At 61.0% G+C, this 12797-nt stretch carries 12 protein-coding genes; all 12 read left to right on the top strand.

Annotated features, from left to right (window positions below; genetic code table 11):
* The first annotated feature begins 2 nt into the window (after positions 1-2).
* The 12 genes from BN9444_RS12665 to BN9444_RS12610 all read left to right on the top strand — a co-directional run bounded on the left by BN9444_RS12665 (position 3) and on the right by BN9444_RS12610 (position 12758).
* Positions 3-398, top strand: coding sequence for a hypothetical protein (locus tag BN9444_RS12665; protein WP_068802074.1), 396 nt, complete (start codon positions 3-5; stop codon positions 396-398).
* A gap of 19 nt (positions 399-417) precedes the next feature.
* Positions 418-1359, top strand: a complete 942-nt coding sequence (locus BN9444_RS12660) for a phage major capsid protein (protein ID WP_068802073.1) — start codon at positions 418-420, stop codon at positions 1357-1359.
* Positions 1359-1742, top strand: a complete 384-nt coding sequence (locus tag BN9444_RS12655; RefSeq protein ID WP_068802072.1) for a hypothetical protein — start codon at positions 1359-1361, stop codon at positions 1740-1742. Before BN9444_RS12660 ends, BN9444_RS12655 begins: the two co-directional genes overlap by 1 nt.
* A gap of 19 nt (positions 1743-1761) precedes the next feature.
* Positions 1762-2220: a Gp19/Gp15/Gp42 family protein gene (locus tag BN9444_RS12650; protein ID WP_068802071.1), complete on the top strand. Its 459-nt coding sequence runs from the start codon at positions 1762-1764 to the stop codon at positions 2218-2220.
* Positions 2220-2591 carry a hypothetical protein gene (locus tag BN9444_RS12645; RefSeq protein WP_068802070.1) on the top strand — a complete coding sequence of 124 codons (372 nt, stop codon included), beginning with the start codon at positions 2220-2222 and terminating at the stop codon, positions 2589-2591. The genes BN9444_RS12650 and BN9444_RS12645 overlap by 1 nt, the downstream gene beginning before the upstream one ends.
* Positions 2581-2880 carry a hypothetical protein gene (locus BN9444_RS12640; protein WP_068802069.1) on the top strand — a complete coding sequence of 100 codons (300 nt, stop codon included), beginning with the start codon at positions 2581-2583 and terminating at the stop codon, positions 2878-2880. The genes BN9444_RS12645 and BN9444_RS12640 overlap by 11 nt, the downstream gene beginning before the upstream one ends.
* Complete coding sequence (locus BN9444_RS12635; protein WP_068802068.1) at positions 2870-3292, top strand: hypothetical protein; 423 nt, start codon at positions 2870-2872, stop codon at positions 3290-3292. Before BN9444_RS12640 ends, BN9444_RS12635 begins: the two co-directional genes overlap by 11 nt.
* Before the next feature lie 77 nt (positions 3293-3369).
* Positions 3370-4161 (top strand): hypothetical protein, encoded by a 792-nt coding sequence (locus BN9444_RS12630; protein ID WP_068802067.1) that lies wholly within the window; start codon positions 3370-3372, stop codon positions 4159-4161.
* A 119-nt stretch (positions 4162-4280) separates the two neighbouring features.
* A complete protein-coding gene (locus tag BN9444_RS12625) occupies positions 4281-4634 on the top strand; it encodes a hypothetical protein (protein WP_068802066.1) in 354 nt (117 codons plus the stop codon).
* Positions 4634-5335, top strand: coding sequence for a hypothetical protein (locus tag BN9444_RS12620; protein WP_068802065.1), 702 nt, complete (start codon positions 4634-4636; stop codon positions 5333-5335). The genes BN9444_RS12625 and BN9444_RS12620 overlap by 1 nt, the downstream gene beginning before the upstream one ends.
* A gap of 29 nt (positions 5336-5364) precedes the next feature.
* Complete coding sequence (locus BN9444_RS12615; RefSeq protein ID WP_068802064.1) at positions 5365-12033, top strand: transglycosylase SLT domain-containing protein; 6669 nt, start codon at positions 5365-5367, stop codon at positions 12031-12033.
* On the top strand, positions 12033-12758 hold the full coding sequence (locus BN9444_RS12610; protein WP_068802063.1) for a hypothetical protein: 726 nt from the start codon (positions 12033-12035) through the stop codon (positions 12756-12758). The genes BN9444_RS12615 and BN9444_RS12610 overlap by 1 nt, the downstream gene beginning before the upstream one ends.
* Positions 12759-12797 lie beyond the last annotated feature (39 nt).

Genomic DNA, 12797 nt, shown 5'->3' with positions numbered 1-12797 from the left:
CCATGTCCAATCCGGTATTTACCGGCGGCCCGATTTCCTTCGACGCGTCCGCGCGCGTCGAGAAGGGCCACCTCGTCACCGTCGACGCTGACGGCAAGGTCAAGCACTCCGACGCTGCCGGCGCTATCTTCGGCGCCGTCACTGAAATCGCCGACCCGGCGGACAATCACCGCCCCAACGACGTTGCCGTCCACTACGGCGACGTCGCGGTGAAGCTCAAGTTCGCAGGCGGTGACGCCACCGCCATCAAGGCAGGTGCCGCTATCTTCGCGGCCGCTAACGGCGAGGTTGCTGCCACCGGCACCGTCCAGGTGGGCGTCGCAGCCCGCGCAGGCAAGGGGGACGCAGTCCTCACTATTCTCAACGGCCTTCCGGTGGCTGCACCGGCAGCAGGCTAAGAAAGGAATCTGAATCACAATGGCTGACACTATTAACAGCGTGTGGGACTCCTTGCAGTACCTCTCCGTCGAAGAGATGCTCGCGGATCCGACCCTGCTGTCTACCGCTTTCGGCGAGAAGGTTGACGAATTCGCGGCCTTCGATGCTCTCTTCGACATTCGCAACGTTCCTGGCGACGTTGTCGCTTACCGTCATGCGACCGCCTCCTACCTCGAGGATGAGCCGGATTTCGTCGCCGAGGGCGGCGAGATTCCGGTCTCTGACCCGGTCTTGGCCTCCGAGCTTCACTACGCGGACATTCGCAAGCAGGCGATTGGTCTGCGTGTGTCCTGGGAGCAGATTGTCGACGATAAGCGTGACGCTGTCGCCGAAGAGCTGCTCGCCAAGGCTAACTCCGTGACCCGCAAGAAGAAGCGCGAAGCGCTGGCGGCGCTCAAGGCTGCTCCGGTCAATCAGCTCGCGGTCACTACGCCGTGGGATGCCGACGGTGACGTCAAGGGAGACCTCATGGACGCCATGGGCCTCATCCTGGGCGCCGTCGACGAGAACGGCGACCCGTTCAACTATGAGCCGAAGACCGTGTGGGCTAACCCGCTGACTGTCATGGACATCCAGCGCTCCAAGTCCATGGATGACCTCTTCAACGGTGACATGCGCTCCGAGCACCCGCTCTTTGCGGGCGCTGGCCAGCTCACCTCCCTGCTGGGCGATTCTCTCATCGTCCTCAAGGACTACGCGGTGCCTCGTGGTGAGCTGTGGATGGCTTCTACTCAGAAGCCGGGCAAGCTTGCGCAGCGCGAGGATGAGTACACCTCGCCGTTCTACGCCGAGGATGGTGGCGCGGTTGACCTGCGTCTGGGCAAGCGCCAGACCGCACGCGCCAACTACAGCCACCGCCGCGCGTTCTACATTGACCATCCGAAGTCCGTCGTCCACATCACTGGCCTGGCCTCTGCCTAATGCGTGAGGTCGTGCTGACGAAGTCTGTCCGTCTGGCTGCGGACAGGCCTATCGCACGCGCAGGCCAGATGGTCAGTGTCGATGACGCGACCTACACCCGGCTCGAGCAGCTGGGGGCGATTGCTCCCGGTGATGTTGTCGAGCCGGAGTCGGATGACCACGAGCAGGAGACCACGGGCGAGGACCAGGAGCTGGAACCGGAGGTGCCCGCGCCAGCGGAGCCGACGGTGAAGCCCGCCCCGCGGGTACCGCTTCCGGAAAAGACCGCGCCAGTCGCCGAGTGGCGCGAATACGCCCGGCTCAACGGCATCAAGCTCACCGGGCTGACCAAGCGAAACGAAATCATCGGATTTGTTACGAAGGCGGCCGGCGCCGCCAGCTAGGAAAGGGGAGTGATTCACCATGACCGCCACCGTTGATGATGTGGTGGAGATTTTTCCCCGTCCGCTGACTGAATTCGAGATGACGCTCGCCGAAAATCTCATCGTCCAGTCGCTCGAGCTCATCGGGATGGAGTTCGCCCGCCGCGGGCGAAACCTCGACCATGAGCTCACAGCCATGTCATGGCTAAGCGTTGCCGTGAAGCAGGCCGTGCGGGAAATGGTGTCTAAGGCGGTCATCGTGGGGGAGAACGTGGGCCGAGCGTCCGCATCCTCCACCACCGGCCCGCAGTCTGACACCATCACCTGGTCGCAAGGCATCGGCATCCAATGGGGAGGCGTCGGCATCACCCCGGAGGTGCTGAAGCTGCTGGGGCTGGTCGTTGCTGCGGTTCCTCTCGGCCGTGGCGGGCCAGTAGTCCCCTTCGGGGCTCATGTGTTGGTCAGCGGCGCTGAGTTCAGTGAGCGGGGGCGATTCTAATGGCATGGCGCCCTGATGAATTCGGCGAGCCAATCACCATTCGTGGTGAGATGACCGGCCGTGACCACCGTGGCCGCCCCATCTTTGGTGCGGACACGGTCGTGGAACATTGCATCGTGTCCCCGGCCGGAGACCAGGTCATCAAGGGCAAGGACTTCGTGCACGGCGACATTAGCCGCCTGCAGGTGCTTGCCCCGGCTGGCACTCGCGTCCAGGACGGCGACACCGTCATGATTCGCGGCGTCGAGTACCGAGTCGACCAGCTGCAGTCCTTCGACTACAGCGTCGGCCGGCGCCCGGTGGTGTCCTGGCACCAGCCCAAGGTCGTCTTCATCGTGGAGCGTGGGGAGGTCAGCGGAAGTGTCTCTTAACTACAACGAGTTGTTTAAGCAGATGGCGGCTACACCGCAGGTGAAGGCGGCGACGAAGAAGAAGGCGGACCAGGTGAAGAAGCTCATTGAGCTTCGCTGGCCTGATGTCAATGAGCTCTCTGACCGTGACCGCGCCTATCTGGAGGGTGGCGGGGACGTCGTGCAGGTCACTCACGCCACGCAAGGCACGAATCGCCCTACGCATGTGGTGACGGTGCGTCATCCTGGTGCGGTGGCGAAGCAGGCGAAGGACGGTTTCGTGACGAAGGCGGTGAAGGATGTCTCCTGAGTTCGGTCTTACCCCTGACCCTGTCGTCCTTGTCCATAAGCATGTCCTGAAGCTGTTTCCTGAGGCGGACCAGGACATGGTTCATTTGCACTTCCTACCCGACGGCTATAACTGCCACAACGACGGTGTAGGGGTCGTGGTCTCGAGCGATGTGGCGCAGGTGGATGAGTCGGCGCACTCGCGTGACCTCGTCAAAATCAGTGTTTATGGTCCTGACCATGACCAGGTGCGCCGCCTCGGCAGGAACCTTTACACCGCCCTAACCCAGGGAATGACCGGAATAGGGCTGGGTGTTTCCCGGTCTGCTTCCCAGTTCTTCGGGTCGGGGCCTTCATATAAGCCCACGGGGTTCGTATCGACGATGAGTTTGTCGGTCGGTATCGCCAAGCTCTTCTTCCAGCCGTCGACGTAAACCCTCATCAACCAATTTTTCCTTTTTGGCCACCCTGCGGGGTGGCCTTTTCTATGTCCTTTTGAAAGGGGATAACAATGGCTAAGAATCGTAGCGTTGGCCTTGACCTGCGCGTCCTTGAGGACCGCGAGGTCCTGGTCAACTTCTCTGACACTGCAATCATTGATAAGAAGACCGGCGCTTTCGTCGGTGAGTGGGAATCCCTCGGCCTGGAGCCCACCGACTCCCAGCATGGCCACACCCGAGAGGTGTCTTCCAACACCACCAACCTGACCGGTGGCCAGACTGCTACTTCCTACACCGCTGGCGCTATCACCGGCGCGGTGGACGGTATCGCTGGCTCCCCGGTGATGCGGTATATCGAAAACCCGGGCGCTGTGGTCCAGGAGGGCACCACCTACGGCAAGCACTCCGACGAGGTCGCCAAGGGCTACGTCGCCTTCGTTCATAAGTTCACCTCTGGCCTGGTGCATATTTGGGTGTCTCGTGAGAAGGCTGACCTGGTGATTAATGAGCGTGTGACCGCGAAGGACCCGCAGGCCCGCCCGGTTCAGATCACTTTCAACAATGGTGACGATGAGCGCTACTACGAGGAGCGGTTCTACATCGTCGGAAAGGACGGCTCCGTGACCCGCGTCGAGGAGAAGATCTTTAAGGACATCTCGGATGTGGAGGCCCAGATTAAGGCCGGTACCGCGTTCCACCCGCAGGCCTCGGCAAGTGGCCTGACCGCGATGGTGGTCAAGGACGATGAGTCCGGTGACGTGACCCTGCACGAGTACGAGGACCCGAAGACCGGCAAGGTCGCTGAGGGCTCCAACGCGGGTGTCCGTGCCTCCGGCGGTGTTCCTGGCGCTTCCGACCAGTAGTCACTGACTGACCGGGCTGTGTGTTTTCTTGGCGGTTCCGCGCACAGCCCACCCAGGCTTTATCGAAGTCTAGGAACCGCCACACCTTTCACTTTCCAATTCCATAAGGAGGAATCGCCATGGCAACCGCCAACAACAAAACCACCCGCAAGTCCACCACGAAGGCCGAGGAGGTTGAAGTCCTCGACGCTGACACCAACACTGAGAAGCCTGCCATCGTGGACGGCATCTACACCGAAGAGGCCACCCTCACCAACGGTGTAGCCCTCAAGATTGAGGTCATCGTCGACAAGGACCAGCTGCCGGCCTCCATGGCGTCGTTGATGTTCGAGGGGAACCTGGAGGGCATGATTCTTGCGCAGGTCACCCCGTTGACCCGCAAGCTGCTCGACCTGACCGGCGCAACCCGCAAGGACCTGCATGAGGTGATTTCTCCGGTTGTTCAGCGCGGCACGGAGCTGGCTGATAAGTAATGTCCGCCCGGCTGATTCTCGAGGATGAGCCGGGCACCTGGGTCGAATTCATCCACGCCGGGACGCGGTACCGCGCACGCCGCGACCCCATGGACCTCGGGCACGAATTCGTGACCCAACTGCCGGAAAACCCGCGTCTCATTTGGAGGCTGTTTGATGAGTCTTCGCAGATTCGGGCCATGACCGCCGCCTACGCGCAGGGTGGCCTGTATGAGCAGATGGACGCCTACTTTGAGGCGACCGGCCTGTCAGTGTACAAGGTGGCTTTGGCTGCGCTCGCGGTAGAGAACATTGACCTGCTTGAGGTTGATTTGCTGCGTATCGGTCTTGATGTGCGTGACTGGCTCGACCCCGAAGGTGGACTATCCACGCGGCGCGTGGTGGCGCTCTACGAGGACCTGTTGGAGCGACCTGAGACGTTGGTGGGGGCGAAGCGCTGGGATATTAAACCGGCGGATAAAGCCGCCCTAGCGGTTGCGCTGTTTCATTCCAGCTTCAATGAGTCGGGGGATGAGCATAGTTTCCTTAAGTCGCCGAAGAAGCTCGCCCAGGAGTTGGAGGATGCGCGTATCGCGGCTGAGAAGCGTGAGCGTATGAGTCGTGACCGTAAGACAGTGCTCACGGATGGTTCTGGTGGGTCGTTTGAGTCGTCGAAGTCTGAGTCTTTGCGCATGTTGGAAGAGATTGCTGCCGCCCAGTGAGGGCGGTTTTAGTTTTTGAGGAGGCTTTAATGTCTGCTGGTTTCGTGTCGGTTCCCGTCGTTCCCACGTTCAAGGGGATGAGCAAGGAGTTTTCGCAGCGCCTAGAGAAGCCTGCTCAGGAGTCGGGTAAGCGTGCCGGCGAAGCCATGACTAAGGGCCTCGAGAGCGCGGTCGAGAACATCGAGCGCCAGGTGAAGGCCTCCTCTTCGAAGCTGAAGGACTTGGACCATGCCTACGAGGTATCCGTCGGCAAGCGTGCCGCACAGCAGGAGAAGCTGGAGGCTGTCACCCTGCGCCTGCAAGATGCTGAGGAGAAGTACCAGAAAGCCCTCGAAAAAGGCGGTAAGGGCACTGCTGAGCTGGCGAAGGTAAAGGCGGCGAAGGCCTCGGTCATTGGGGAGACAGAGAAGCTCGAGCAGGCCGAGATTGATGTTCGTGTGGCTGAGGAGAAACACAAGAACCAGCTCGAAGACCTCAACAACACCTTGGCGAAGCTGCAGGACTCTCAGTCCGAGCTGAACCGTGAGCTAGAGAAGTCCGGCGGGGCTTTCGGCGGGGCGAAGGACAAGATCCAGTCCATGGCCGATTCGGCTAAGAATGGTGCGGCGAAGTTCGGCGAGTTCGCGGAGAAGTACAAGATTCACGCCACCGCCGCCCTTGGCGGTATCGGTCTCATCGCGAAGGAGTCGATGGCCTACGCGGCTGAGGCTGAGCAGTCCTACGGCGCAGTCGAATCCATCTTCGCTGACCATGCCCAGGGCATCATCGACAAGTCGAAGCAGGCCGCGACCGAGGTCGGTGTCTCCGGTCGTGAGTACCGTGAGCTGTCCGCCAATATGGGCGCAATGCTCAAAAACATGGGCATGCCCATGGACGAGGTCGCGGACAAGTCCCAGAACCTCGTAGGCGTGGCCGCTGACCTGGCCGCAACCTTCGGCGGTACCACCAAGGAGGCAGTGGAGTCGGTGACCTCGCTGCTGCGCGGTGAGACTGACCCCATCGAGAAGTACGGTGTCTCGATTAAGCAGGCTGACATTGAGGCGCGTATGGCCGCTGACGGTCTGGATAATCTGTCTGGTGAGGCTGAGAAGCAAGCGAAGGCACAGACCCTGCTGAAGCTGCTGACCGAGCAGACAGCTAGCGCCCAGGGGCAGTTCGCCCGTGAGACTGATACCGCTGCGCATAAGCAGCAGGTGGCGACCGCGAAGTACAACGATGCGAAGGAAGCTATCGGTACTGCACTGCTGCCTATCATGTCTGAGCTGGCTGATAAGGCTGCGTCTGTGGCGCAGGTCATTGGTGAGCATCCGGCGATTTTTATTGCGGTTGCTGGTGCTGTGGGGACGTTGTCGGCTGCGATTGTGGGCGCTGCGATGATTGCGCCAGTGCTGACGGCTTGGTCTGCGGCGGCAACGGCAGCGAACACCTCGATGATGGGGCTGGCTGCGTCCACTATTGCTGCGATTGCCCCGGTGGTCGCGGTGATTGCTGCAGTAGCTGCGTTGGGGGTAGCCCTGTGGGCGTTCTTTACGAAGACCGAAACAGGTCGGGAGATTTGGGAGACTTTTACCACCTTCCTGTCCGACGCGTGGGACAAGGCCGTGGAAAAGGTCACCAAGGGCATCGAGTGGCTGAAAGACACTCTCAGTGAACTGTGGGGCTACCTGTCCACCGGCGACTTCAAGGGCCTGCTGGAGAACATGTTCGGCATGGACACTGACTCGAGCCTGTTTAAGGGCCTTGTGTGGCTGAAGGACTTCATCACCGGCTCCCTAGCCGAATCCTTCGCGGCTTTGCGCGAGTCCGCTGGCAAGCTGGTGGAAATACTCGTCAGCCTTGGCAAGTCCGTCGGCGGCGCACTCCTCAACGTGCTGAAGGGATTGTGGGACCTTATCGGCCCACTCCTCGTACCCACCTTGAAAGTGCTCGGCGCCATTATCGGCGGCGTCATCGTCGGCTCCATCATGGCCGCGGTAAAGGTCATCGAGTACGCAGCGAAGCTGTTTAATGTACTGCTGACCGCTGTGCAGTGGCTCATAGACAATGCCCTGGTGCCGCTGATAGACATTATCGGCAATCTGGTTGGCGGATTCCTCTCCGGTGTTATCCCCGCACTGCAAGCTGTTGCCGGTTTCATCGGTGGGGTTTTCATGGGCGCATGGAACCTGCTGTCTGAGGGGATTTCCTGGGTATGGGAGAACGTCATCCAGCCGGTATTCAACGCCATTCTGCAGGTAGCAAAGGCCACTGTCGGTGTGATTGGCACGCTGGTGCTCGCTCCCTTCCTCATTGCCTGGAACGTTCTATCAGCGGGTATCCAGGCCGCGTGGGAGACCGTCATTAAGCCGGTATGGGAGGCGATTGCTGACTTCGCGCAAAACACCCTGTGGCCGATTATGGAATCTGTCTTTGGGTGGATGGGCGAGAAGTGGCAGCAGTTCGCAGACCTCATGGGTGTGGTGTGGGGATGGCTTCGAGACAATATCTTCACCCCGTTCATGGACGGTTTGTCCGCCCTGGCGGAGTGGTTCCAGGCCCGCGTGGATGACATGGTCGCCGCGTGGCAGTGGTTCCAGGGGCTGATGCAGACAGGCTGGCAGTTCATCGACAGCTATGTCCTTGCGCCGCTGCGCTTTGGCCTGCAGGTTGTGGCCGACTGGTTCCGTGCTCGTGTGGACGACATGCTGGCTATCTGGCAAGGATTCCAAAACTTGCTGCAGGCTGGTTGGCAATTCGTCAACCAGTACGTGTTCCAGCCCTTCAAGGGGGCGCTGGATACCATGCAGAGCTGGTTCCGTACCACTGTGGATGCCATTGGCCGTATTTGGGATGGCATCAAGGAAAAGACTAAAGCCCCGGTGCAGTTCGTTGTGGATGTGGTCTACAACAACGGTATCCGTAAGGCGTGGAACGCTGTTGCTGGCCTCGTCGGTCTGGATAAGCTGCAGGAGATTAAGTTCGCCACCGGCGGCATCCTACCTGGCTACACCCCGGGCCGCGACCCGTACACCTTCATCGAGCCGCGCACCGGTATGCGTATCGGCCTGTCTGGCGGCGAAGGTATCCTGCGCCCGGAGGCCACCCGCGCCCTGGGCAAGGACTGGCTGGACAACGTTAATGCTGCTGCTCGCAAGGGCGGGGTGTCCGCTGTCCGTGAGCGCCTGAAGCACTCCCACTTCGCGAATGGCGGAATCATCGACCTCGGCAACTTCGCCAAGGGCGGTTTCACCAACCTGGCCGGTGCTTTGTCTGCGATTCAGCAGTCACACGCGAAATTCGTCTCGAGGTTCTTCCCGGGGATGTTTACGCTGACCTCGGCGTCACGTAGCGAGCCCGGCTCGATGCACGACTTCTCACGTGCTGCGGCGACGGACTGGCAGGCGGCTGATGGCCAGTACGCGACTCAGATGCCGACCCCGGCGTCGAAAGCGCTGGCGAGGGCGATTCATAAGAATTTCCCGAACACCACCCAGTTGATTCACCACCCGCTGGACGGGTGGCAGAACTTGCTGAACGGCGCGCCTTTTGATTACGGGCCGGGTACTAACTCTCAGCACGGTAACCACGTGCACTGGGGTACTAACTCGCCTCTGCGTTTCGACGGTGATGACATCGTCCTGGACGACGTTGCCGGCGAAGGTGGCGGCGGGTGGAACCCCATCAATATGGTTAAGCGCCTGTGGGACGGTATCGTCTCCAAGATTGGTGAATTCCCCGGCGCCGAGAAGTTTGGCGAGTGGGGCAAGCTGCCTGGGGCGATGGCGAAAAAGCTCATTGATGCAGCCTGGGAATTCGTGTCTGGTAAAGCCGCGAAGGAAGAGGCCGCATTCCAGGGCGACCCGGGCGCTGGTGTGGAGCAGTGGCGCCCCATGGTCGAAGCCGTCCTTAAGGACAAAGGCTTCCCGCTGTCCCTCGCCAATAGCGTGCTGCGTCGTATGAATCAGGAGTCCGGCGGTAACGCTCGGGCTATCAACGACTGGGATATCAACGCGCAGCGTGGCACCCCGTCGAAGGGTTTGATGCAGGTTATTGACCCAACGTTCCAGGCGCATAAGGACCCTGGGTATGACAATATTTGGGACCCTGAGGCGAACCTGCGTGCGTCGATGAACTACGCGGTGGCGACCTACGGTTCGCTGCCTGCGGCGTATGACCGTGCAGGTGGCTACGCCCTGGGCGGCATCGTCGACCTGATGAAGCTGTACGACCAGGGTGGCTGGCTGGAGCACGGTAAGGCCGCGTTCAACATGAGCGGCAAGCCGGAACCGGTGCTCAACCACGACCAGTGGACGATAATCACCCAGATGATCCGCTCCGGTGCGTCCATGGGCGATGTAGCCCGCGAGCTCGGGCGCCTCGTCCCCGCCCTGCAGGACCAGGCCGAAGCCGTCGCCAAGTTCGCCGACAATGCACAGGCGTGGATGGCGAAGACAGGAGACTACAACTCGACGGAGGGTATTAATGCTCGTCAGACTGTGCGGCGTGTCCTCGACCTCGGTCTGGACCTGCCCGGCTCAGAGCAGATTCGTGTCATTCTTGATGGGGAGAAAGCCCTATGGGATTCCCGAGCTCGTGCCGTCGGTCATACGGAGGCACTGGCTGAGAAGGAACAGGCCCTCGCGGACGCGAAGAAGAAGCTGCACGAGCTGGAGACTGGCGAGGTAGAGCTGTCTGTCAAGGACAAGCGCAAGCTCGCCGATGCGGAGAAAGCTCTGGCTGAGGCCCAGGCAGAGGCAGGTGAGTCCACCAGCAGCTCAGCCACCGCTGCTGACCGGGTCGCTGATGCCGAAGATGCACTGGCGAAGGCCCGTGAGAGCGGTGACGCTGAGAAGGTCGCCAAGGCCGAGGAGAAGCTCAGCCGCGCTCGTGAGAAGTCCACCGCGTCCTCGGAGAAGGCAAACGATAAGGTTGCCAAGGCTGAGGAGAAGCTGTCCCGTGTCCGTGAGGATTTGGGGATTAAGCAGGAGGAGGATGAGGCGAAGCGCGCCGAGGAAATCGAGAAGGCTAACGAGGCTGTGACCAAGGCGGAGGGTGACCTCGTTGCGGCACGCAAGAAGCAGGCCGAGGACCTCGACAACGTTGTATTGCTCTCGCAGCGTCAGATTGAGGGGCTGATTCCTCAGGCTGAGGGGTTGGCCTCGAAGCTGATTGGTATGGGTGCTCCGGCTCAGGCGGTTAATGCTGGACTGGGCATGGTGGTCGGCAAGCTCGCTAGCCTCGCGGGGCTGGCAGGCCCGACAGGCCTGACCCTGGGCATGGCTATGGACATGCTCAAGGTCGGTATCAGCATCATCAAGTCCATCGTCGAAGCGATTGTGGAGCTGGTGAATCGGATTCGCAAGGCCCGGCTGGAGGCGCTGAAGGCGCTTGCTGACGGGTGGGCAGTCATCGCTGACTATGCGAATCTTGTCGTCGAACTGCAGGGTAGGGTGACCTCCTTGCAGCAGGCGCTGATTCGTGGTGCTAACGCTCAGCGGGAGGCGGAGTACAACCTCATGTTGGCGCAGCATGACCGCTATATAGCCGAAGCCGACGGGGCTTTGCGGGTAGCTGAGGCGCGCCTAGCCTTGGATGAAGAGATTCGTCGTGGGGCGGTTGCGGCGCAGCTGAAGCTGCTGGGCTTGCATGAGGACTGGGATTCTTACATGGCCTATCAGGCCCTGGAGGCCCAGGGCGTGCTCAAGGAGTGGTCAGATTCGGCTATCTCCGCGCTGTTTACGTATGAGAAGGCGCGTGCTGAGGCGCTTAAGGGTGAGGTCACTGCTCGTCTTGAGCAGATAAAGGCCGAGGCCGCCTTGGCTGAGGCGCAGCGCCAGAACGTGCGGAACCAGCAGGACCTGTTGGTGGCGCAGGAGCGTTTGATTCGTATGTCCGCTAAGGTGGCCGGTGTGGACCTCGTAGAGGCCACCGGTACCGCTCAGGTGGCGAAGCTCATGGCTGAGATGGCGGAAGTCAAGCAGGCCATGGACAAAAACGTCCTCGGACGTTGGGGAGTTGGCCTTGGGGCTAATGGTTCTTATGCGAATGAGTACCGTGGCCAGCAGGCGCAGTATGAGTCGCTGCAGCGGGCTTTGGATGCGGTGCTTGCGGAGACTGGGGTCAAGATTGACCGTGGGAGCCTTGACCGCACGCTCAAGCTCATGGGCAGAGCAGCGTTCCGTGGGGGTGACGCCATGGCGGTGCTGCGCGCCCAGATGCCGGAGCTCGCGCAGGCGGAGACCGCGTTGCGTGTCAACGAGGCGTTGAAGCCGGTGCAGGAGGCGCGTGACCAGCAGGCAGACCTGGCTCGCCAGGTGGAGGATTTCACTGCGGAGATTGGTCTGTATGAGAAGACCTCCCCGCTGGAGCGCACGCTCAAGGGGCTGGATTACACGATTCAGTCCTTGGAGCAGGCCTCGGCCGCGTTCGCGGACGGTAATGAGAAGCTGCGCGGCGAGTACCTGGCTGCGGCTAGGGCGAATCATGCGGCGGCTCAGTCCGCGGGCGTGGACTGGAAGCTGGATTCTAAGTACGCCACCCCAGGCGTGCGTGACCAGGTCACCAAGGAGGTGACGATCCATATGGAGGGCAATCGTACGTACACCGCGGACGAGGTGGATGCTCTGCTGCGTGAAATCACTGCCGGGTCGAATGTGACCTACAAGTGGGATAAGTCGTCGACGAAGGTTGCGGCTGCTCGTAGGAAGGAGCGTATCTAGTGCTGAAAGTCACTCTGACCAGTGTCATCGGCAAGAAATACCTGCTTACGGGCACGCAGCAGTCGAGTCCTGTGGTGTGCCCCGAGGAGGCTCTCGTTGGTCTCGTCGCCGAGGAGAGCCGTACTGATGTGGCCGTGCCGGGAGCGCCCGGCGTGGTTGCCGGTCAAGCCCGGTACGGGGCTATCCAGACAGAACTCCCGTTCATGCTGAATGCGGACACGGGGGAGAAGATGGAGGCCCTGTACCGCGAGTTCCGCCAGGGCTGGTCGCGGTCGAAGCCGTGCGTGATGCAGGTGGAGGCCGACCGGCCCGGCGGGCCGTACTTCGTGGACTTGGTACTGGACCGTCATCTGGGTGGCGTGCCGGTGGACATGAGTCGGCGAACGTCGGCGGTGGTGACGGTTCCGGTTTTCAATTCGGGTGGGATGTTTCGCTCGGCGTTGAAGACGGGAACCGGAAGCGTCACAGTGACGAATGTCGGGGATGTTCCTATATACCCCAAAATTCGGAATCTGGGCGCCGGGGGAGTAGTCACCACACCATCCGGCGCAAGATTCACACTCCCGAAGTCGACGACGGCGACGGTGGTTGACACTGACCCACGTCGCTTGCGCCTGCCTGGCGCATTCCCCGAGTCGGTACCCCCAGGAAAGTCGGGGACATGGGTTCTGCCCGCCGGGGCGTCCCTTGAGTGGACGCTACTAGTGGTTGACCCCTGGGCCTAAAAATTTTTGCGAGGCTGGCCCACCTCGCCCAGTTTCAAA

It is taken from the genome of Corynebacterium phoceense (genome assembly GCF_900092335.1).
GTDB lineage: Bacteria > Actinomycetota > Actinomycetes > Mycobacteriales > Mycobacteriaceae > Corynebacterium > Corynebacterium phoceense.
This window is presented reverse-complemented; position numbering and strand designations above follow the sequence as displayed.

What these genes read in the sequence shown, in the direction of transcription:
- BN9444_RS12665 (WP_068802074.1), top strand. Translation starts at nt 3, where the DNA reads ATGTCCAATCCGGTATTTACCGGCGGCCCGATTTCCTTCGACGCGTCC.
- BN9444_RS12660 (WP_068802073.1), top strand. Translation starts at nt 418, where the DNA reads ATGGCTGACACTATTAACAGCGTGTGGGACTCCTTGCAGTACCTCTCC.
- BN9444_RS12655 (WP_068802072.1), top strand. Translation starts at nt 1,359, where the DNA reads ATGCGTGAGGTCGTGCTGACGAAGTCTGTCCGTCTGGCTGCGGACAGG.
- BN9444_RS12650 (WP_068802071.1), top strand. Translation starts at nt 1,762, where the DNA reads ATGACCGCCACCGTTGATGATGTGGTGGAGATTTTTCCCCGTCCGCTG.
- BN9444_RS12645 (WP_068802070.1), top strand. Translation starts at nt 2,220, where the DNA reads ATGGCATGGCGCCCTGATGAATTCGGCGAGCCAATCACCATTCGTGGT.
- BN9444_RS12635 (WP_068802068.1), top strand. Translation starts at nt 2,870, where the DNA reads ATGTCTCCTGAGTTCGGTCTTACCCCTGACCCTGTCGTCCTTGTCCAT.
- BN9444_RS12630 (WP_068802067.1), top strand. Translation starts at nt 3,370, where the DNA reads ATGGCTAAGAATCGTAGCGTTGGCCTTGACCTGCGCGTCCTTGAGGAC.
- BN9444_RS12625 (WP_068802066.1), top strand. Translation starts at nt 4,281, where the DNA reads ATGGCAACCGCCAACAACAAAACCACCCGCAAGTCCACCACGAAGGCC.
- BN9444_RS12620 (WP_068802065.1), top strand. Translation starts at nt 4,634, where the DNA reads ATGTCCGCCCGGCTGATTCTCGAGGATGAGCCGGGCACCTGGGTCGAA.
- BN9444_RS12615 (WP_068802064.1), top strand. Translation starts at nt 5,365, where the DNA reads ATGTCTGCTGGTTTCGTGTCGGTTCCCGTCGTTCCCACGTTCAAGGGG.